Source organism: Aureimonas psammosilenae (assembly GCF_009176975.1).
In the GTDB taxonomy this organism is placed as follows: domain Bacteria; phylum Pseudomonadota; class Alphaproteobacteria; order Rhizobiales; family Rhizobiaceae; genus Plantimonas; species Plantimonas psammosilenae.
In genome coordinates, this window is record NZ_WEZG01000012.1 from 81,910 (window position 1) to 99,698 (window position 17,789).

The 17,789-nt window shown below is 65.4% G+C and carries 21 protein-coding genes; 8 read left to right on the forward strand and 13 right to left on the reverse strand.

The window, feature by feature from the left end:
• Window positions 1-284: 284 nt before the first annotated feature.
• Entirely contained in the window at window positions 285-1,310 is a 1,026-nt protein-coding gene (locus F9929_RS18555; RefSeq protein ID WP_152048043.1) for an NAD(P)H-quinone oxidoreductase, read from the reverse strand.
• Window positions 1,311-1,640: 330 nt separating this feature from the next.
• Here F9929_RS18555 and rcdA point away from each other — a divergent pair, with 330 nt between their 5' ends.
• A complete protein-coding gene (gene rcdA, locus F9929_RS18560; protein ID WP_152048044.1) occupies window positions 1,641-2,171 on the forward strand; it encodes a protease adaptor protein RcdA in 531 nt (176 codons plus the stop codon).
• Between the two features lie 118 nt (window positions 2,172-2,289).
• Here rcdA and rpmE read toward each other — a convergent pair whose 3' ends face one another.
• Window positions 2,290-2,511, reverse strand: coding sequence for a 50S ribosomal protein L31 (gene rpmE / locus F9929_RS18565; protein WP_152048045.1), 222 nt, complete (start codon window positions 2,509-2,511; stop codon window positions 2,290-2,292).
• 179 nt (window positions 2,512-2,690) lie between these two features.
• On the opposite strand from rpmE, the gene F9929_RS18570 reads away from it, so the two are divergent.
• Window positions 2,691-4,493 carry an ABC transporter transmembrane domain-containing protein gene (locus tag F9929_RS18570; RefSeq protein ID WP_152048046.1) on the forward strand — a complete coding sequence of 601 codons (1,803 nt, stop codon included), beginning with the start codon at window positions 2,691-2,693 and terminating at the stop codon, window positions 4,491-4,493.
• Between the two features lie 5 nt (window positions 4,494-4,498).
• On the opposite strand, the gene F9929_RS18575 is transcribed toward F9929_RS18570, so the two are convergent.
• From F9929_RS18575 to F9929_RS18595, 5 genes are all read right to left on the reverse strand, one after another.
• Window positions 4,499-5,527: a peptidoglycan -binding protein gene (locus tag F9929_RS18575; protein ID WP_152048047.1), complete on the reverse strand. Its 1,029-nt coding sequence runs from the start codon at window positions 5,525-5,527 to the stop codon at window positions 4,499-4,501.
• A gap of 2 nt (window positions 5,528-5,529) precedes the next feature.
• Window positions 5,530-6,582, reverse strand: coding sequence for a MotA/TolQ/ExbB proton channel family protein (locus tag F9929_RS18580; protein ID WP_152048048.1), 1,053 nt, complete (start codon window positions 6,580-6,582; stop codon window positions 5,530-5,532).
• A gap of 97 nt (window positions 6,583-6,679) precedes the next feature.
• Window positions 6,680-7,504, reverse strand: coding sequence for an inositol monophosphatase family protein (locus tag F9929_RS18585; RefSeq protein WP_152048049.1), 825 nt, complete (start codon window positions 7,502-7,504; stop codon window positions 6,680-6,682).
• 187 nt (window positions 7,505-7,691) lie between these two features.
• Entirely contained in the window at window positions 7,692-8,654 is a 963-nt protein-coding gene (locus F9929_RS18590) for a tetratricopeptide repeat protein (protein ID WP_152048050.1), read from the reverse strand.
• Window positions 8,651-9,325 (reverse strand): thiamine phosphate synthase, encoded by a 675-nt coding sequence (locus F9929_RS18595; RefSeq protein ID WP_235919421.1) that lies wholly within the window; start codon window positions 9,323-9,325, stop codon window positions 8,651-8,653. The genes F9929_RS18590 and F9929_RS18595 overlap by 4 nt, the downstream gene beginning before the upstream one ends.
• Before the next feature lie 140 nt (window positions 9,326-9,465).
• Between F9929_RS18595 and F9929_RS18600 the strand changes: the two genes are divergently transcribed.
• Entirely contained in the window at window positions 9,466-10,221 is a 756-nt protein-coding gene (locus F9929_RS18600; protein WP_152048051.1) for a sulfite exporter TauE/SafE family protein, read from the forward strand.
• 82 nt (window positions 10,222-10,303) lie between these two features.
• Here F9929_RS18600 and F9929_RS18605 read toward each other — a convergent pair whose 3' ends face one another.
• On the reverse strand, window positions 10,304-10,480 hold the full coding sequence (locus tag F9929_RS18605; RefSeq protein WP_152048052.1) for a YdcH family protein: 177 nt from the start codon (window positions 10,478-10,480) through the stop codon (window positions 10,304-10,306).
• A gap of 216 nt (window positions 10,481-10,696) precedes the next feature.
• Here F9929_RS18605 and F9929_RS18610 point away from each other — a divergent pair, with 216 nt between their 5' ends.
• The 5 genes from F9929_RS18610 to F9929_RS18630 all read left to right on the forward strand — a co-directional run bounded on the left by F9929_RS18610 (window position 10,697) and on the right by F9929_RS18630 (window position 13,428).
• On the forward strand, window positions 10,697-10,900 hold the full coding sequence (locus F9929_RS18610) for a YdcH family protein (protein ID WP_152048053.1): 204 nt from the start codon (window positions 10,697-10,699) through the stop codon (window positions 10,898-10,900).
• 26 nt (window positions 10,901-10,926) lie between these two features.
• On the forward strand, window positions 10,927-11,391 hold the full coding sequence (gene purE, locus F9929_RS18615) for a 5-(carboxyamino)imidazole ribonucleotide mutase (RefSeq protein ID WP_152048120.1): 465 nt from the start codon (window positions 10,927-10,929) through the stop codon (window positions 11,389-11,391).
• Complete coding sequence (locus F9929_RS18620) at window positions 11,388-12,467, forward strand: 5-(carboxyamino)imidazole ribonucleotide synthase (RefSeq protein ID WP_152048054.1); 1,080 nt, start codon at window positions 11,388-11,390, stop codon at window positions 12,465-12,467. Before purE ends, F9929_RS18620 begins: the two co-directional genes overlap by 4 nt.
• Before the next feature lie 113 nt (window positions 12,468-12,580).
• Entirely contained in the window at window positions 12,581-12,706 is a 126-nt protein-coding gene (ykgO, locus tag F9929_RS18625) for a type B 50S ribosomal protein L36 (RefSeq protein ID WP_150970893.1), read from the forward strand.
• Between the two features lie 77 nt (window positions 12,707-12,783).
• Window positions 12,784-13,428: a tetratricopeptide repeat protein gene (locus F9929_RS18630; RefSeq protein ID WP_152048055.1), complete on the forward strand. Its 645-nt coding sequence runs from the start codon at window positions 12,784-12,786 to the stop codon at window positions 13,426-13,428.
• Between the two features lie 67 nt (window positions 13,429-13,495).
• Here F9929_RS18630 and pyk read toward each other — a convergent pair whose 3' ends face one another.
• The 5 genes from pyk to F9929_RS18655 form a co-directional block, all read right to left on the reverse strand.
• Window positions 13,496-14,932, reverse strand: a complete 1,437-nt coding sequence (pyk, locus tag F9929_RS18635) for a pyruvate kinase (protein ID WP_152048056.1) — start codon at window positions 14,930-14,932, stop codon at window positions 13,496-13,498.
• Entirely contained in the window at window positions 14,929-15,387 is a 459-nt protein-coding gene (locus F9929_RS18640; protein WP_235919422.1) for a DUF1036 domain-containing protein, read from the reverse strand. Before F9929_RS18640 ends, pyk begins: the two co-directional genes overlap by 4 nt.
• Window positions 15,388-15,490: 103 nt before the next feature.
• On the reverse strand, window positions 15,491-16,525 hold the full coding sequence (hemH, locus tag F9929_RS18645; protein WP_235919431.1) for a ferrochelatase: 1,035 nt from the start codon (window positions 16,523-16,525) through the stop codon (window positions 15,491-15,493).
• A gap of 130 nt (window positions 16,526-16,655) precedes the next feature.
• Window positions 16,656-17,027 (reverse strand): hypothetical protein, encoded by a 372-nt coding sequence (locus tag F9929_RS18650; RefSeq protein WP_152048058.1) that lies wholly within the window; start codon window positions 17,025-17,027, stop codon window positions 16,656-16,658.
• Window positions 17,028-17,147: 120 nt separating this feature from the next.
• Window positions 17,148-17,609: a nuclear transport factor 2 family protein gene (locus F9929_RS18655; RefSeq protein ID WP_152048059.1), complete on the reverse strand. Its 462-nt coding sequence runs from the start codon at window positions 17,607-17,609 to the stop codon at window positions 17,148-17,150.
• Between the last annotated feature and the right edge of the window lie 180 nt (window positions 17,610-17,789).

Here is a 17,789-nt window from a genome sequence, read left to right on the forward strand (position 1 = left end):
ATCCTTTGTCGAGCCCCCTCCTTGCGGAAGCGGGCGGTGGCAGTTCACCACAAATGCGGGGATACGAGTTTTATACGAATAGATGGCTCTTTCCGCAAGGAATACGGTGGCCGCACCTTTTAAAGCCGGGGACGAACCCTCCTGGGGTCGGCTGGCCGGGTCTTTCCACCGATGACGTCGTCACGAATGCTCGCCGATGCCGCCAGCATCGACTGCGCTTCGCTCCTCGTCCTCGGACGAAAATCCCTCGCCCATCCTCCGCCCGGAGGTTTCGTCCCCGGCTCTTATTCCATGGGGAAGAACTTCGTTTTGAGGACGATCTTGCCCACATGGTCCTCGTCGAGATGGCGATGGGCCTCGGCTGCTTCAGTCAACGGATAGCTCGCCTCGATGATGGGCCGCGCCTGCCCCGACACGGCGAAGGGCAAGACCTTCTCCTCGATCTCGCGGGCGATGGCCGCCTTGTAGGCGAGGCTTTGAGCGCGAAGGGTCGAGCCGGTCAGCGTCAAGCGTTTCTGCATGATCAGCGAAAGGTCGATCTCGGCTGTCTTGCCGCGCAGAAAGGCGATCTGCACAATGCGTCCGCTTTCGGCCGCGACGGCGAGGTTGCGCGAAACGTAGTCGCCGCCGACCATGTCGAGGATGACGTCCGCGCCGTGCCCGCTCGTCGCTTCGCGCAGTCCCTCGACGAAATCCTCGGTGCGGTAGTTGTAGATATGGTCGACGCCGAGGCGACGCGCCGCCTCCACCTTGTCGGCGCTGCCGACGGTGACCGCCACGCGCGCGCCGAAGGCCTTGGCGAGCTGGATCGCCGTGGTGCCGATGCCGGACGTGCCGCCATGAACGAGCAAGGTCTCGCTCTCCTTCAACGCGCCGCGCTGGAAGACATTGTGCCAAACGGTGAAGAAGGTTTCGGGAAAGGCGGCGGCCGAAGCGAGATCGAGCCCTTCGGGCACCGGCATGACGCTGCCCTCTGCGACCGTCGCATAGTCCGCGTAGCCGCCCCCCGGCAGAAGCGCCATCACGAGATCGCCGACAGCGAAGCGCTCCGCTCCCTCCCCCCTCGCCACGACCCGGCCGGAAACCTCGAGACCCGGCCAGTCCGGCGCGCCTTGCGGCGGCGGGTAGGCGCCGAGGCGCTGGAGAACGTCCGGCCGGTTGACGCCCGCCGCTGCGACTTCGATCAGGATCTCGCCGGATTTCGGCACCGGCACCGGCATCTGGCGCGGGGTCAGCACCTCCGGGCCGCCGAAACCGTTCAGCACGATTGCCGTCATTTCCCGCGCAAGTTCCACTGTAGCCCGCCTCATCAGTTCGATCCCCTCGGGAGGTAGCCCAATTCTGCCGCGTTCAAGGCCCGTTAAGGGATCGTCAACCTCGTTCTCCTAAAGCTGAGGACAGCCGGTTCGCTGGCTAGGCATTGTGGTTTCCACCGTGTCTCCCTGTTGCGCCTCATGAGCCGTATCCTCGGGGTACGGCTTCTTTTTGCGTAGGCTCTTCGGGGTTAACCAGCTTCGCGCAAGCCTCCTTGCCAAAGCCGTCGCGGAACGCCAACCTAGTCGCGCCTATATTGCCTTGCTTCGGAACGATGCGGGCAGACACGGCGTTGAATGTCGCGTTCCCGAAAGCCGCAAGAAATCATGACGAGTCAAAAAGTGGAATCGGACGAGCGAGACCAGCCCATCAGGCTAGCCGAGCATCTGGCGTTCTCACGCTCGTTTCAGCCCTTGTTCAACGACGGAATGACGTTGGTGGACGAGACCGCCGTTTATCTCGACGGTGCGGGTCGCTTGGAATCCAAGGTGCTGTCACGTCAGGCGGCGACACTCTACGCCGCCGAATCGATGCGGTTGACGACACGGCTCATGCAGATCGCCTCCTGGCTCCTTCTCCAGCGCGCCGCCAACCAGGGCGATATGTCCCGCGCGCAGGTCGAAGCTGAAAAAAGCAAGGTGAAGCTCGAAGGCATCGGCAGCAGTCAGGAATCGGTGCATTTTCCCGAGCTCCCCGAAGCCTTCCGCGATCTCGTGGACCGCGTGATGAAGCTGGAGCGGCGGATCGCGATGCTGGACCGCGAAATCTACGGCGGCGCGACGGACGAGGATCGCGAGACCTCGGCAAACCCAGTGGCCGAGCAGCTCAACCTCTTGAAGACCGCCTTCCGCGCCTGAGACCCGAAGAAGCCCGGCATCCTCGCCGGGTTTTTTGTTTCCCCTCGGCGGTCGTCAAGCAGCAACAAAAAAGCCCGGCATTGCCGGGCTTTCGTGTTTCCAACCGCTTGGAACGGTCTTAGATGCCGAGGCCTTCGTAGCGCTTCTTGAAGCGCGACACGCGGCCGCCGCGATCCATGAGCTGCTGGCTGCCGCCGGTCCAGGCCGGGTGCGTGGAGGGGTCGATGTCGAGGTTCAGGCGATCGCCTTCCTTGCCCCAGGTCGAACGGGTCTGGTACTCGCTGCCGTCCGTCATCACGACCGTGATCGTGTGGTAGTCGGGATGGATGTTCGCCTTCATCGATAGGTCCGTTCGTTCGGTGCGAGGATGCTGGAAGCTCCGCCGGAACGAAGGGCTCCGGGGGCAAAACCGCGCGGTCGCTTTCAAAGTGTCGGGCGAGCCTTTACATGATCGGCCTCGAACGCACAAGGCGGGCAGGTCCGGCGGCGCCCGCCGTGGCCGACGATCCCGGAGACGATATGGCAAAACGGAAAGCTGAAACGGGCGACAGCGCCTCACGGCGCACCCTCGGCCCTTTGAAGCAGCTCGCCCCCTACTTCGCCGCGCAGAAGCCACGCATCACCGGCGCGCTGATCAGCCTGACGCTGGCGGCGCTGACGACGCTGTCCCTGCCCATCGCCGTGCGCCGCGTGATCGACCATGGCTTCCAGAGCGGCGATACCGGGCTGCTCGACGCTTATTTCGGCATGCTTCTGGTGCTGGCCGTGATTCTTGCCTTCGCGAGCGCCGCGCGCTATTATTTCGTCATCACCTTCGGCGAGCGGTTGGTGTCCGATCTCCGGCGCGACGTCTTCGCCCATGTGATGCGCCTGTCGCCGTCCTTCTACGACCGCACGCTATCGGGCGAGATCGCGTCGCGCCTCACAGCCGACACGGCGCAGATCAAGTCCGCCGTCGGGCCGACCGCCTCCATCGCGCTGCGCAACGTGATTCTCTGCCTGGGGGCGCTGGCGATGATGGCCTGGACCAGCCCCGGCCTGTCGGCCATCGTGATCCTGGCGCTGCCTTTGATCGTCCTGCCGCTCGTCGCCTTCGGCCGCTCCGTGCGCCGGCGCTCGCGCTTCGCGCAGGACATGCTCGCCCATGCCAACGCCTATGCGAGCGAGGCCATCGGCGCGGTGCGCACCGTCCAGTCCTTCACCAGCGAAGGCTTCGCCGCCGGGCGGTTCGGGCAAGCGGTCGATACCGCCTTCGAAGCGTCCCGCCGTTCCACCGTACAGCGCGCCCTTTTGACGGCGGTCGCGATCCTTCTCGTCTTCTCCTCCGTGGTCGCCGTTCTTTGGGTCGGCGCGCATCGGGTGGCGGAAGGCACGATGAGCGCCGGCACGCTCGGCCAGTTCCTGCTCTACGCCGTGTTCGCCGCCGGCTCGCTCGGCGCGCTGTCGGAAGTCTGGGGCGAGCTGACGCAGGCCGCCGGCGCGACGGAGCGCCTGACCGAACTCCTCGCCGAAACCCCGGCGATCGCCTCATCGGCGCGCCCGACGCCCCTCCCCGTTCCGGCTCTCGGGTCGGTGACCTTCCGCGACGTGGTCTTCACCTATCCGACGCATGGCAACCAGCCGATCCTCGACCGGGTGTCCTTCACGGTGAAACCCGGCGAGACGGTCGCCATCGTCGGCCCCTCGGGCGCGGGTAAATCGACGGTCTTCGGGCTTCTGGAGCGCTTCTACGATCCTTTGTCGGGCGAGATCATTGTGGACGGCGTCGATCTTCGCCACGCCGATCTGGAAACACTTCGCCATCGGATCGCGATCGTGCCGCAGGACGTGACGGTCTTTGCCGCGAGCGTTGCCGACAACATCGCTTTCGGCGCGCCGAATGCCGAGCGCGCGAGCGTGGAAGCGGCGGCGAAGGCCGCTCTCGCCGACGAGTTCGTGCGCCGCCTGCCGCAGGGCTACGACACGATGATCGGCGAGCGCGGAATGCTTTTGTCGGGCGGCCAGCGCCAGCGCATCGCCATCGCCCGCGCGATCCTCAGAAACGCGCCGATTCTCCTTCTGGACGAGGCGACCTCGGCGCTCGACGCCGAAAGCGAGCTTCTGGTTCAGGAAGCGCTCGACCGCCTCATGCGCCAGCGCACCACGATCGTCATCGCGCATCGACTGGCGACGATCCTGAAGGCCGATCGCATTCTCGTCATGGACGGGGGGAGGATCGTGGAATCGGGCACCCATGCCGAGCTTCTGTCCGGCGGCGCGCTCTATACGCGCCTTGCCCGGCTGCAGTTCGACATGGCGGCGGTGGCGACCGCCGCCGAATAGGGCTTTCAGCGCTCCGTCAGCTTCAACTCAATGCGGCGGTTGCGCGAGTGCGCTTCCGGCGTGTCGGCATTGTCGAGCGGCTGATATTCGCCGAAGCCGGCGGCCGCCAGATGTTCGGCCGGCACGCCCTGTTCCACGAGGAAACGCACCACGGACGCCGCGCGCGCCGAGGAAAGCTGCCAGTTGTCGGCGAAACGCCCGCCAGAAATCGGCACGTTGTCCGTGTGGCCGTCGACGCGAATGATCCAGTTGAGGTCGGTCGGGATCTCGCGCGCGAGCTGCTTGGCGGCGTCGGCGAGCTTCGTCATCTCCTCCCGGCCGCCCGGCTGGAGCTGATCGCCGCCGGACGGGAACAGAACCTCCGACTGGAACACGAAGCGGTCGCCGACGATGCGGATGTTCTCGCGATCCGCCAGGATCTCCCGCAAGCGGCCGAAGAAGTCGGACCGGTAGCGCGCCAGTTCCTGCACGCGCTGCGCCAAGGCGACGTTCAAGCGGCTGCCGAGATCGGCAATCTTCGTTTGGCTTTCGCGGTCGCGGCTTTCAGATGCCTGGAGCGCGTCTTCGAGGGCGGCGATCTGCTGGCGCAGCGCCGTCAACTGCTGGTTCAGAAGCTCGATCTGCGCCTGCGCGCGCTGCGAGATCTGCGTCTGTGTGGCAAGCTCGCCTTGAAGTCCGCCGACCTTGGCCTCGGCGCTCGCCGCCGCGCCCGAGCCCGAATTCAAGGCGTCCTGAAGGCGCGAGCGCTCGCTCTCGCTCGATTGGAGCGAGGCCTGAAGCCCGGAAATCTGATCCTGGAAATCCTGGCCGGTGGAACGCTCCAGAGCCAGCAATTGCGTCAGTTCCGCGATCTGGGAATTCAAGCGATCCAGAACCTCGTCCTTGCCGGAGACTTCGCGGCTGAGAAGGAACTGCGCGATCACGAAGACCGACAAAAGGAACATGATGGCGAGAAGCAGCGTCGATAGAGCGTCGACAAACCCCGGCCAGTAATCAATCGTGCGTTCGGAACGACGGTTGCGGGACAGCGCCATGGTTATTCTCCCGGCGTGTTCGCATCCGCGACGCGGGCGAGCCGGTCGAGCACGCCGCGCAACTCACGCTGCTCCACCGCCTGCGCTTCCACGAAATCGCGCAAGAGCTGTTGTTCGGAGCGCATGTGCTGGACGAGGCCCTGGATGCTTTCGGCAAGGCTCGCCATGGCAGCGGAGGTGCGCGGGCTCGCCGACTGGTCCTGCACGAGCTTCGTCAGGCGCTCGGAGATGATCCGCATCTCCTGGCTGCTGTCGGAGGCCACCGGCACCACCGGCTGCACGCCCGCCGGCGGCAGGAGCATGTCCGATCCGACATCGGTGATGGAGGACAGCCAGTTTTCCAGCTCGGTATAGAAGCGGTTCTGCGCCCGCCCGACCTGAAGGTCGAGGAAGCCGAGGACGAGCGAGCCGGACAGGCCGAAGAGCGAGGAGGAGAAAGCCGTGCCCATGCCGGCGAGCGGGGCGGAAAGACCAGCCTTGAGGGCGTTCAGAACGCTCGTCGCGTCGCCGCCGGCCGGGTCGAGGCCCTGGATGGTCGAGCCGATGGAGCCGATCGTGCCGAGAAGCCCCCAGAAGGTGCCGAGAAGCCCCAGAAACACGAGAAGGCCGATGAGATAGCGGGCGATGTCGCGCGTCTCGTCGAGGCGCGTCGCCACCGAATCGAGAACGGCGCGCATGGAGGTCGTGGAAAGAGCGATCTGCCTGCGGCGGCCGATCAGCGCGCGCATCGGCGCCAGCAGCACCGGATCGCGCATCCGGTCGAAATTGGCCGCGTCCTCGCGGAAGGCGTTCAGCCAGCGCACTTCGCGCGCGAGGCGGATGATCTGGCCGAGCGCCAGAAGGATGCCGACCGCCAGAACCCCGACGATCAGTCCGTTGAGGCCCGGATTGGTGATAAAGGCGCTGCGGACCTGGCGCGACAGGATCAGCGCCACGAAGCCCACAAGGCCGAGAAACACCAGCATCGACCAGAAGAAGACCATCGGGCTTCCCAGTCGCCCGGCGGCGTAACCGTCCGGCCTGATCCGGTCGTTCGGCGAATTGAAGACCTGCATGACGCCTCGATGTTTCGGCACTTCGCGTGAAGCATCGAAACATTATCCGACAATGCGCCTTGAGGAAACGCCCGGCCTCCGGGCGTTGGGGACGTCGTTAAGCGGCGCTCGTCTTGGTCATGCGGATGGCGTCGTCCGCCTTCTTCAACTGTTCGATGAGTTGCTTGTGGATCAACTCGTTGCCGCAAACGATATCGCCGGAAATGAAGTCGAAGCGCTCGCCCTCGATGCCCGTGACGATGCCGCCGGCTTCGCGCACGATGATCGAACCCGCCGCACAGTCCCAGGGCGCGAGGGTCCGCTCCCAGAAGCCGTCGAAGCGCCCGGCGGCCACGGCCACGAGATCGAGCGAGGCGGCGCCGAAGCGACGGATGCCGGCGCTGCCGCCCATGATGTTGCGCATCTCGTAAAGGAAGCGCGCATGGTCGCCCCGGCCGAGGAAGGGCGCGCCGCAGCCGATCAGCGCTTCGGTCATCTTGGAGCGGCCCGCGACGCGCAACCGGCGATCGTTGGAAAAGGCCCCGCCGCCGCGCTCGGCGGTGAAGAGCTCGTCCGTCGCCGGGTTGAACACGACGCCAGCGACGATCTCGCCCGCGCGCTCCAGCGCGATCGACACGGCGAATTGCGGAATGCCATGAAGGAAGTTCGTGGTGCCGTCGAGCGGATCGACGATCCAGCGGTGCTCGGGGTCCCGACCTTCCACAGCGCCGCGCTCTTCCATCAGGAAGCCCCAGTCGGGGCGGGCCCGCGACAGCTCCTGGAACACGACCTCTTCCGCCTTGCGGTCGGCGGCCGACACGAAATCGGCCGGGCCCTTCATCGAGACCTGGAGGTTCTGCACTTCGCCGAAGTCGCGCGTCAGGGAACGGCCTGCCTTGGTGGCGGCCTGCGTCATGACGTTGAGAAGCGCCGAGCGGGCCATGATGAAGATCCTTTGCGAGATAACGGCGATCCGTCGGTCGGGTTCGACGGATCGTTGAACGAAGGGAGGGCGGCGTCGGCTCCTCCCGAGCCTTGCGGACAAGGCAGGGTCAGGGCGCGCGGTTTGATGCGTTGCGGCGGTCAAAACCACAATTGCGCCGTGGCATCAAGGCCCGGCGCGCCTCCCCTCAACTCGGACGGAAGCGGTTGGCGGCTTCCAGCGCCGCCTTCTTGGTGTCGTCGTCGAGCTTGCGGAAGAACTCGTCCAGCGTCGCGTCGCCGTTGTCGGCGCGTCTGGCCAGCACCGACCACTTGCCCGCCTCGACCTTGCTGGCGGGAACGCCGATGCCGTCCTTGTAGAGATGGGCGAGCCGGTTCATGGCGATCGGGTTGCCGCGCGCGGCGGCGCGGCGCAGCCATCCCGCGCCGAGATCGACATTCTTCGCCCCGCCCCGGCCGTTGATCATCCAGATGCCGAGCTCGATCTGCGCCAGCATGTGGCCGTTGCGCGCGGCCGCCGCGAGGTAGGCACGCGCTTCTTCCGGATCGGCCTGCAAGCCGCCGCGCCCATAGGCGAACATCTGCGACATGGCATATTGCGCGTCCGAAACGCTCGCCGACGCCGCCTTGCTGAAATAAGGCAAGGCCTCGCCGAAGCCGCTATTGGGCGAGGCTTCGATCAGCATCTGGCCGTAATTATACTGCGCGAGCGCGATGCCGGCATCGGCAGCGGATTTCATCAAGCCCCTCGCCGCCACCGAATCCGTGCGCCCCGCCGAGCCGTCGAGCAGCATCAGGGCATAGCGGAACTGCCCGTCCGCATTGCCGGCCTTGGAGGCCGCCTCGTACCAATGCGCGGCCTCCGGGTCGCTGCGCGGCACGCCGAGGCCGCGCGAATAGATTTCGCCGAGAAGGGTCTGAGCGATCGGGTCGCCGAGCTTGGCGAGCGGCAGCGCGATATCACGGGCGGTCAGATAATATCCGCGCTGGAGCGCGCCATAAGCGCGGTCGTCCGGCGAGATGACCTTGGCGGGCGCTGGCTTGGCCGCATGCCGCTCCGGAGCCGCCTGCGGCGCGGGCGTCTTCTTGGTTTCGGCGAGGGCCGGCCCCACCAGAAGAACGGCCAGAAGAAGCGGCAGGATTGGCTTCATGACGCGATGGCCTTCGACACGTCGTCGATGATCTCGTTCGCCCGCAAGACCTTCGCCGCCACGCTTGCCGGATCGGCATCGGCGAAGACGGCCGAGGCCAGCGCGACGAATTCCGCGCCGGTGCGCACCGCCTCGGGCAGGGTTTCGAGATCCGCGCCGCCGAGGAGAATGCAGGGCACTTCCACGATCTCCGCCCACCATTCGGCGAGCGCCATGTCTTCTTCGCGCGCGCCGGGCGCGGTGTCGGCACCGAGTTGCCCGAAGAACAGGTAGTCCGGCAGAGCCTCGCCCGCTTCCAGCGCCTCGTGCCGCGTTTCGAACCCGGACGCCCCGACGATGGAGCGGGGCGCGAGGCGCTTCACGGTGTCGCGAAGCTCCTCGATATCGCCCGACGACAGATGCATCCCGTCGGCCTTCGCGCGGCCGGCGACACGCGTTTCATCGGCGACCACCACCGCCACCTCGTGATCGCGGCAGGCGGCGACCATCTCTTCGGCGAAGGGCTGGAACTCGGCTTCGCTTCGGCCCGCCGGATCGAGAATGACGCTGGCGACATCGCCTGCACCGAGCGCCGCGCGCAGAGCCGCCACCCCGGCTTCAGTGGCCGCGAGCGGTGTCGTGACGAGAACGAGTCTCGGGCGGGTGAAATCCTGGCGCATGAAGGGCGTCAACAAGGTCCTTGAATGAGAAAGGGCGAATATCACGTGCGCCCCCGCCTCGAAAGACGGCGTGTCGTCCCGCATTCCGGCTAAAGATTGTCACGGGTGCGCGGCAGGCGTATCGCGACGGGCGAACTCGCCGGGCCACCGTCATGATCACCGATCCCCTGTTCTACGCCGTCGCCATTCCGGCGGTCTTTCTCGTCGGCCTGTCGAAGGGCGGCTTCGGGGGCTCGATCTCGATGGTCGGCGTGCCGGCCATGGCGCTCGCCATTTCGCCGGTGACGGCGGCGGGAATCATGCTGCCGATCCTGATCGTGATGGATATTGTGGCGCTCGTCGCCTGGCGCGGGGTCTACGACAAGGCGGTTCTGAAGGTGATCCTGCCGGCCTCGATGATCGGCATCGCGCTCGGCTACGCGACGTCGGCCTCGATTCCCGACGCGGGCGTCCGCCTCACCATCGGCATTCTTTGCCTCGTCTTCTCGGTGCAGTGGTTCTTTTCGGGCCGCCACAAGACCGCGCCGGGGGAAGCCAGCCGGCCGAAGGGCGTGTTCTGGGGCGCGGTCGCGGGTTTCACGAGCTTCGTCAGCCATTCGGGCGGACCGCCCTTCCAGGTCTATGTGATGCCCTTGAAGCTGCAGCCGGCGGTGTTCGCGGGGACGACGGTGGTGTTCTTCGCCGCGACGAACTTCGTGAAGCTCGTCCCTTATTTCCTGCTCGGGCAGTTCTCGGCCCAGAGTCTCGCGACATCCGCCGCGCTTCTGCCCCTCGCCCCGATCGCGACGGTGATCGGCGTGTGGCTGGTGAAGAAGACGGAAGCCGAGAAGTTCTATCTCATCACCTACGCGCTTCTGATCCCCGTCGGGCTGAAGCTGGTGCAGGAAGGCTTGTCGGCTTGGCTTTGAGCGGCCCTTCAGACGAAGTGGGCCGGGTGCCCGTCCCGACACCCGGCCCTTCGTTTTTTCCGTAGAAGTCGATTCTACCCGATCAGTGCGTGCTGCCGCTGCGCAGACGCTCGATCTCGTCCTTCAAGGCGAGCTTTCGCCGCTTCAGGTCGCGGATCTCCACATCTTCCGTTGCCGGGCTTAAGTGCGCCGCCTCGAGCTGGGCCTCGATCGCCGCGTGCTTCTGCTGCAACGTTGCCAGATGCATATCCAAGGACATGATCGCTCCTTTCGATCGATAGGTTTTCCGAGGCCCGTTCCTGCCTCAACTCCACATCCCGGACCTCAGATGACGAACCTGTCACAAAAGCTGGGCCCCGTCGACATCTTGCAAAAGCTATCGGTTCCCCTAGCGCGGCCGGACTGCTAATCGATCACGTGGAGTTCAGGATTCGGGCGGCGCAAAGCCGTTCGCGACGGGGCCGAAAGGGTTCGAATGGCCGATCAGGAACAAGCGGCGCTTCGCATGATGGCCGCACGGCTGCGGCAGGAGCATGCCGATTACGACGCGGCGATCAACGCCATGGAAAAGGTGGGCTGCGACCGATTGCAGGTGCAGCGAATGAAAAAGAAGAAGCTGTCCGTGAAGGACCGGCTTCAGGATGTCGAGGACCAGATCGTGCCGGACATCATCGCGTGAGCGAGCGCCGCGACGTCGCCATCGTCATGGGCAGCCAGTCGGACTGGGCGACCATGAAGAACGCCGCCGACACGCTGGAAAAGCTCGGCATCTCCTTCCGCGCGCTGATCGTTTCGGCACATCGAACCCCCGAGCGCATGTTCGACTTCGCAAGGAGCGCGAAAGCGACCGGTTATCGCGTCGTGATCGCCGGCGCCGGCGGCGCGGCGCATCTGCCGGGCATGGTGGCTTCCCTGACCCCCCTTCCCGTCTTCGGCGTGCCTGTCGAATCGAAGGCCTTGTCCGGCCAGGACAGCCTACTTTCCATCGTGCAGATGCCGGCGGGCATTCCGGTCGGCACGCTCGCCATCGGCCGCGCCGGCGCGGTGAACGCCGCGCTTCTGGCGGCATCCGTGCTGTCGCTCCACGACGAGCCGCTCGCCGAACGCCTCGACGCCTATCGCGCCGCGCAGAGCGAGGCCGTCGCCATCGAGCCGACGGACGCCGCATGACCGGACTCCCCCTCCCCCTCGGCGCTGCCATCGGCATCATCGGCGGCGGCCAGCTCGGGCGGATGCTCGCGCTTTCGGCGGCTCGCCTCGGCTTTCGCATCGCCGTTCTCGACCCGAACCCGGACTGTGCCGCCGCGCAGGTCGCGAACGAGGTCGTGGTCGGCGCTTATGACGACATCGAAGCGCTCACCCGGCTCGCCGAGCGCGTGTCCGTCGTGACCTACGAGTTCGAGAACGTCGCGGTGGAGCCGATTCGCCAGATCGCCGCCACCGTTCCCGTTTTTCCTCCGCCGCAGGCTCTCGAAGTCGCCCAGGATCGCGTGGTGGAGAAGGCGTTCCTGAACGGCATCGGCATTCTCACGGCCGAATGGCGGGCGGTGGACGACGCGCAGGAGCTCGACCATGCCTTTCAGGAACTTGGCGGCGACTGCATCCTGAAGACGCGGCGCTTCGGCTACGACGGCAAGGGCCAGGCCACGATGCGCCAGCGCAGCCCGCATGGCGAGGCTTTCGCCGGCCTCGGCTCCGTGCCCTGCATCTTGGAAAAGAAGGTGTCCTTCGAGTTCGAATTGTCCGTGGTCGCCGCGCGCGGGATCGACGGCACGGTCGCGGCCTTCGACCCGGCCGAGAACGTCCATTCGCTCGGCATCCTGCGCACCTCCACCGTTCCCGGCCGCACCACGCCAGCGCTTGCCCAGGAGGCGAGCGCCATCGCCGCGCGCATTCTGGAACATCTGGACTATGTCGGCGTCATCGGCGTCGAGTTCTTCGCAACCGCGAACGGCCTTCTGGTCAACGAGATCGCGCCCCGCGTCCACAATTCCGGCCATTGGACGGAAGCGGCCTGCGCCGTTTCGCAGTTCGAGCAGCACATCCGGGCCGTCGCGGGTCTGCCGCTCGGGGCCACGGAGCGCCATTCGAACTGCGTGATGGAGAACCTGATCGGGTCCGAGATCGACGACGCCCTCGCGCTTCTCGGGGCACGGGAAGCGGTGCTGCATGTCTACGGCAAGGGCGAAGGCAAGCCCGGCCGCAAAATGGGTCACGTGACACGGTTGTCGCCGCCCGAACGTTGACAAATCGGGGTCCGGCCTTTACCAAGCCGGGCTTAACAGGCGCGCCCGAAACGGCGCGCTTTTCGTTGGACGGCGAGCCCTCCGGGCCGAGCCGGAGAAAGGACGCTAGGTCGATGAAGATCAAGAACTCGCTGAAGACGCTCAAGGGCCGTCACCGCGCCAACCGCATGGTTCGCCGCAAGGGCCGCATCTACATCATCAACAAGGAAGCCCCGCGCTTCAAGGCCCGCCAGGGCTGATCGGCCGGCCGCTGCTGAAGCGGCCGCTCACGATAATTTAGATTTGCCGGGCGCGCGGCGGGGATTAAGTTCCTCGCATGCGCGCTTTTTCTTTTGTGCTTTCCACTTCTTTCGTTCTTGGCCTCGGCCTCGCAGCCTTGGCGCAGGAACCCGCGCAGCCGCCCGCTGCCCCGGAGAAATCGCAGTCTCGGGCGCAATCCGGCGAAACGCCGTTGAAGTCCGTCGAGGATGCCGGCGCGCGAGCGCAGCGCCTGAACGACCTGTTCTCCAAGTTGAAGCACGAGGCCTCCGCCACCAAGGCCGAATCCATCGCCGGCGAGATCAATTCCATATGGACGGAAAGCGGCAGCGCCACGGTCGATCTTCTCGTGCAGCGCGCCACGCTCGCCATCACCAAGGAAGATCGCAGCGCCGCCTTCGATTTTCTCGATCAGGCGATCGGTCTCGATCCGAACAATGCCGAAAGCTGGAACCGGCGCGCGACGCTGAACTACGCGACCGACGACTACGGCAAGTCGCTGGACGACATCCGCGTCACCCTGCGGCTGGAACCGCGCCACTACGGCGCGATGATGGGCCTAGCGGCGATCCTCGAAGAAACCGACCGGAAAGACGAGGCCCTCCAGACCTATATGAAGGTGCTGGAAATCTACCCTGCCCTGAAACCCGCGCAGGACGCTGTGAACCGCTTGTCGGACGAGTTGGCGGGGCAAGCGCTGTAGAGAGCTCCCCATACGCAAAAGGCCGCCCCTGAGGCGGCCTTTCCGTTTCTTGACGCTATCGGCGCGATCAAACGGCCGACAGGCCGTCCGAGCCGATATGGGCGATGCGCAGCATGTTGGTGGAGCCCGGAATCTTCAACGGCACGCCGGCCGTGATGATGACGCGGTCGCCGGCCTTGGCGAAGCCTTCTTCCACCGCGACCCGGCAAGCCGTGTCGATCATCGCGTCGATATTGTCCTGGTCCTGGCTGACGACGCAGTGAAGGCCCCAGCACACCGACAGGCGGCGCGCGGTGCCGACCACCGGCGACAGCGCCAGGATCGGAAGCTGCGGACGCTCGCGGGCGGTGCGAAGGCCCGTCGTGCCAGTCGCGGTATAGGTGACGATGGTCGCGACGCGCAGCGTTTCCGACATCTGCCGCGCGGCGAGCGACACGGCGTCGGCCCCGGTCGGCTCCGGGTTCGGGCGCTGGGCGAAGATGATGCCCGGATAAAGCGGATCGCGCTCGGCTTCCTCGGCGATGCGGCTCATCATCGAGACGGCTTCGGTCGGATACTGGCCGGCCGCCGATTCGGCCGACAGCATGATCGCGTCGGCGCCCTCGTAGACGGCGATCGACACGTCCGACACTTCGGCGCGCGTCGGCACCGGGGCGGTGATCATGGACTCCAGCATCTGCGTGGCGACCACCACCGGCTTGCCGGCCTTGCGGGCGGCGCGGGTGATGCGCTTCTGGATGCCCGGCACCTTCTCCAGCGGCATTTCCACGCCGAGATCGCCGCGCGCCACCATCAGCGCGTCGGAAAGCTCGATGATCTCGTCCAGCCGCTCGACTGCCTGCGGCTTCTCGATCTTGGACATGAGGCCGACGCGGCCGCGCGCGACTTTGCGCGCTTCGGCGAGGTCCTCGGGGCGCTGGATGAAGGACAAAGCCACCCAATCGACATCGGCTTCCAACACCGCGTCGAGGTCGCGCCGATCCTTTTCGGTCAGCGCGCCGCTGCCGATGGTGGTGTCCGGCAGGCTGACGCCCTTGCGGTTCGAAATCTTGTTGCCGGCGACGACGCGGCACTTCACGCTGGTACCGGTCGCCTCGGTCGCGACGAGCTGAAGGCGCCCGTCGTCGATCAGGAGGCGATGACCGGCCTCCACCGCTTCGAGAATCTCGGGATGCGGGAGATAGACACGCGTCGTGTCGCCCGGCTCGGGATTGTTGTCGAGCGTGAACTCCTGCCCGACATCCAGCGTCACGGCCGTATTGTGGAAAGTGCCGACGCGCAGCTTCGGGCCCTGGAGATCGGCCAGAATGCCGATCGGGCGGCCGACCTCGGCTTCCACCGAACGGATGCGGCGAACGAGTTCGCGCATCAGGTCGTGGTCGGTATGGCTCATATTGATCCGGAAGACATCCGCGCCCGCTTCGTGCAGGCTGCGGATCATCTTCTCCTCCGAAGAGGCAGGCCCCAGCGTCGCGAGGATCTTGACCCGACGATTGCGTCTCATGGCGTGGTCGCTTCTCCGCGTGGCGCTTCAGTAAGCTGGACCATCCAACTGCCTTGCTCGCCGGTATCGTATTCGCGGAAACCTAATTTCTGAAAGCCGCGCGCGAAGCAATCCTTAACATCGACGATCTTGAATTCTCGGTCGGCCACGCAGAAGTTCACGTTGCCCGCCCACAACCCACGGCCGTCCTGATCCTCCGCGTAAAGGTAGTAATAGCGCGAGGAGAGCGGCCCTTTGATGACGGATTTGCAGGTCGTCGCCGGAATCTGCCACCAACCTTCCGTGGTCCAACCGGTTTCGGCGCGATAGCCGACCGCGACGCCGACGAGCGACTGCGTGCCGTTGCACACCCGGAAATCCGCCTTCGCCTCGGTCGACAGAAGGGGGGCCGCGAAAAGAAAGCCGAGGCAGGCGAGCGCCAGCGGCGCGCTCCTGCCGCCCCGGCCGGCGAGCATTCGTGGAAACATCGATCGGTCCCGACTTGGCATGCGAACCCCGAAGCGGGGTTCGCAACGATTTTCGGCCCGCTTGCGCGGCCTGTCAACGAAGCTTGGCCGTTCAGTCGATCCAGCCGCGAAGCTCCCGGCGCACCATGGCTTCGATCACATCCATGCCTTCCTCGCTGTCGTTGAGGCAAGGAATATGCGCGAAACGCTCGCCGCCATTGTGGAGAAAGATCTCCGCGGCCTCGCCCGCGATCTCCTCCAGCGTTTCCAGGCAATCGGACACGAAGCCGGGATTCAGCGCCGCGATGCGCTTCACACCCTGCTTCGCCAGCTCCTCGATCGTCTTGTCCGTATAGGGCTGCAGCCATTCCTCAGGCCCGAAACGGGACTGGAAGGTGGTCATCAGCCGCCCCTTCGGCCAGCCGAGACGCTCTTCCAAAAGCCGCGAGGTCTTCTGGCAATGGCAATGATAGGGATCGCCCTTGCGGAAATAGCTCTGCGGAATGCCGTGATAGGAAGCGATCACTCTTTCCGGCTCGAAGTCGAGCGTGGCCAGATGCTTCTCGATCGAGCGGGCGAGCGCGTCGATATAGACCGGCTCGTCATGGTAGGCCGGCACCGTGCGCAAGGCCGGCATCCAGCGCTTGGTCATCAGGTGCTCGAAGGTCTTGTCGTTCACCGTCGCCGTGGTGGAGGCGGAATATTGGGGATAAAGCGGGTAAACGAGGATGCGCTCGCAGCCCGCCTCCTGAAGGGCATCGATCCGCTCGGCGATTGAAGGATTGCCGTAGCGCATTCCCCAATCCACAACGACATTCGGCTCGCCCGCCATCCGCTGGCCAAGCTTTTCACCCTGCGCGCGGGTGAAGGTGCGCAGCGGCGACTCGTTTCGCTCGCGGTTCCAGATGATGTCGTAGGCCTTGCCGGACTTCTTCGGGCGGGTGTTCAGAACGATGCCGTAGAGGATTGGAAACCACGCCGCGCGGGGCCACTCGATCACCCGCTTGTCGGACAGGAATTCCTTTAAGTAACGCCGCATCGGCGCATAGGACGTGCCGTCCGGCGTGCCGAGATTGACCAGAAGAACGCCGATCTTGCGCGCCTTGACGGGGGGATGACCGGAAGGCAGCGGCCCGATGGCGGGCATATCCTTCGGCGGGGAATGCATGTTCATGAAGACGCCCTGCGCGCGACGATTCTACGGTTCGCCGCTCATATAATGAGCCGCAGGGCGACTGGAATGGTTCCGAACGACTGGAAGCCTTCCGAATGCGCCGTCAGCCGAGGCGCGTGAACTCGAAGCGGCTGCCGTTGGACGAGGCGCAGGCGAGCCGGTCGGGCGAAACCTGGTTGCAGTTGGCCGCGATCCGCGTGTTGCGGACACGCGAGGTGTATTGGATCGTGACCTGACCCGGTCCGAGGCTTTGATAGGTGCCTTCCGCCAGGATCGCGCCCGTGCCGGCTTCGGTGGAGGTGAAGCGGCCCGACGAGAAATTGGCGTTGTAGGCGACCGCTCCGCCGACGGAAGACCAGCTTCCCTCGACGCCGCGCGGCGCAACCGGGGCAGCGGCGACCTGGGGCTCCGTCGATACGCAGCCGGCACTTGCGGCGGTCAGGGCAAGGAGACAGGCGATGGCGGCGCGGCGCATGGAAGGAACCCTCGATCGATCAAACTTGAATAAAATCTAGAGGATGCGTCCGCCGCTGTCATCCGCGCAACAGCCGCCGACCGCTCGCCCGAACGGTCATCCACGACATTTCGGGACGAATCAGGCCTCGGCGGCCTCGCGTTCGCGTGCCGGTAGAACGGAATGGATGGAACTGATGCTTTCCACGTAGCGGATGCGCGAATCGGACGTGAAGAAGAACCACCACATGGTGGTGCCGCTGACGAGCGTTCCGTCCTTCTCGTTTCGCCGCATCCAGTTGCAGAGCGACGCGGCCGAGTCCTGCTCAATCACGAGACCCCGCTCCTCGTAGGAAATGTACTTCGCCTTCTGCATCAGTTCGTTGAGGAAGGAGCGCGTTTCGGCTTCACCCGCCAGCCGGAAATCTCCTTCCAGCCGACCGAACCAGGGTCCGTCGATCACGCCGGCATTGCTGCGGTTGGAAAACATGACCCCCGGCGCGAAGTGACGCGACACGACGCCGAGCTTGCCCGACATCAGCGCTTCCAGAACTTCTCTCAGGACCGCCCGCTTCCGCTCGGCGTCGTCCTCGGTCAGGCTCATGCGACGGCTTCCTTGCCCAGACGGACCACCGTTGAGTTAGAATAGGAGTAAGCTCCTATTCAGCAAGAACAGAATCCGGTTTTCGCCATCCGCTCCAAGCGGAAAAAACGAAGTCGGATCGTGCATATGCAGTTTCCGCATCCGCTCTTCGAAACTTTTTCGATAGTTCCGAACGCGTCG

Bases quoted from the DNA above. Each gene is read 5' to 3' on its own strand.
- ykgO (WP_150970893.1), top strand. From the start codon at position 12,581: ATGAAGATCAAGAACTCGCTGAAGACGCTCAAGGGCCGTCACCGCGCC.
- F9929_RS18580 (WP_152048048.1), bottom strand. From the start codon at position 6,582: ATGCAGGTCTTCAATTCGCCGAACGACCGGATCAGGCCGGACGGTTAC.
- F9929_RS18650 (WP_152048058.1), bottom strand. From the start codon at position 17,027: ATGCGCCGCGCCGCCATCGCCTGTCTCCTTGCCCTGACCGCCGCAAGT.
- F9929_RS18590 (WP_152048050.1), bottom strand. From the start codon at position 8,654: ATGAAGCCAATCCTGCCGCTTCTTCTGGCCGTTCTTCTGGTGGGGCCG.
- F9929_RS18630 (WP_152048055.1), top strand. From the start codon at position 12,784: ATGCGCGCTTTTTCTTTTGTGCTTTCCACTTCTTTCGTTCTTGGCCTC.
- F9929_RS18640 (WP_235919422.1), bottom strand. From the start codon at position 15,387: ATGCTCGCCGGCCGGGGCGGCAGGAGCGCGCCGCTGGCGCTCGCCTGC.
- hemH (WP_235919431.1), bottom strand. From the start codon at position 16,525: ATGCCCGCCATCGGGCCGCTGCCTTCCGGTCATCCCCCCGTCAAGGCG.
- F9929_RS18575 (WP_152048047.1), bottom strand. From the start codon at position 5,527: ATGGCGCTGTCCCGCAACCGTCGTTCCGAACGCACGATTGATTACTGG.
- pyk (WP_152048056.1), bottom strand. From the start codon at position 14,932: ATGAGACGCAATCGTCGGGTCAAGATCCTCGCGACGCTGGGGCCTGCC.
- F9929_RS18555 (WP_152048043.1), bottom strand. From the start codon at position 1,310: ATGAGGCGGGCTACAGTGGAACTTGCGCGGGAAATGACGGCAATCGTG.
- F9929_RS18585 (WP_152048049.1), bottom strand. From the start codon at position 7,504: ATGGCCCGCTCGGCGCTTCTCAACGTCATGACGCAGGCCGCCACCAAG.
- F9929_RS18655 (WP_152048059.1), bottom strand. From the start codon at position 17,609: ATGAGCCTGACCGAGGACGACGCCGAGCGGAAGCGGGCGGTCCTGAGA.
- F9929_RS18570 (WP_152048046.1), top strand. From the start codon at position 2,691: ATGGCAAAACGGAAAGCTGAAACGGGCGACAGCGCCTCACGGCGCACC.
- F9929_RS18605 (WP_152048052.1), bottom strand. From the start codon at position 10,480: ATGTCCTTGGATATGCATCTGGCAACGTTGCAGCAGAAGCACGCGGCG.
- F9929_RS18620 (WP_152048054.1), top strand. From the start codon at position 11,388: ATGACCGGACTCCCCCTCCCCCTCGGCGCTGCCATCGGCATCATCGGC.
- F9929_RS18610 (WP_152048053.1), top strand. From the start codon at position 10,697: ATGGCCGATCAGGAACAAGCGGCGCTTCGCATGATGGCCGCACGGCTG.
- rpmE (WP_152048045.1), bottom strand. From the start codon at position 2,511: ATGAAGGCGAACATCCATCCCGACTACCACACGATCACGGTCGTGATG.
- rcdA (WP_152048044.1), top strand. From the start codon at position 1,641: ATGACGAGTCAAAAAGTGGAATCGGACGAGCGAGACCAGCCCATCAGG.
- purE (WP_152048120.1), top strand. From the start codon at position 10,927: ATGGGCAGCCAGTCGGACTGGGCGACCATGAAGAACGCCGCCGACACG.
- F9929_RS18600 (WP_152048051.1), top strand. From the start codon at position 9,466: ATGATCACCGATCCCCTGTTCTACGCCGTCGCCATTCCGGCGGTCTTT.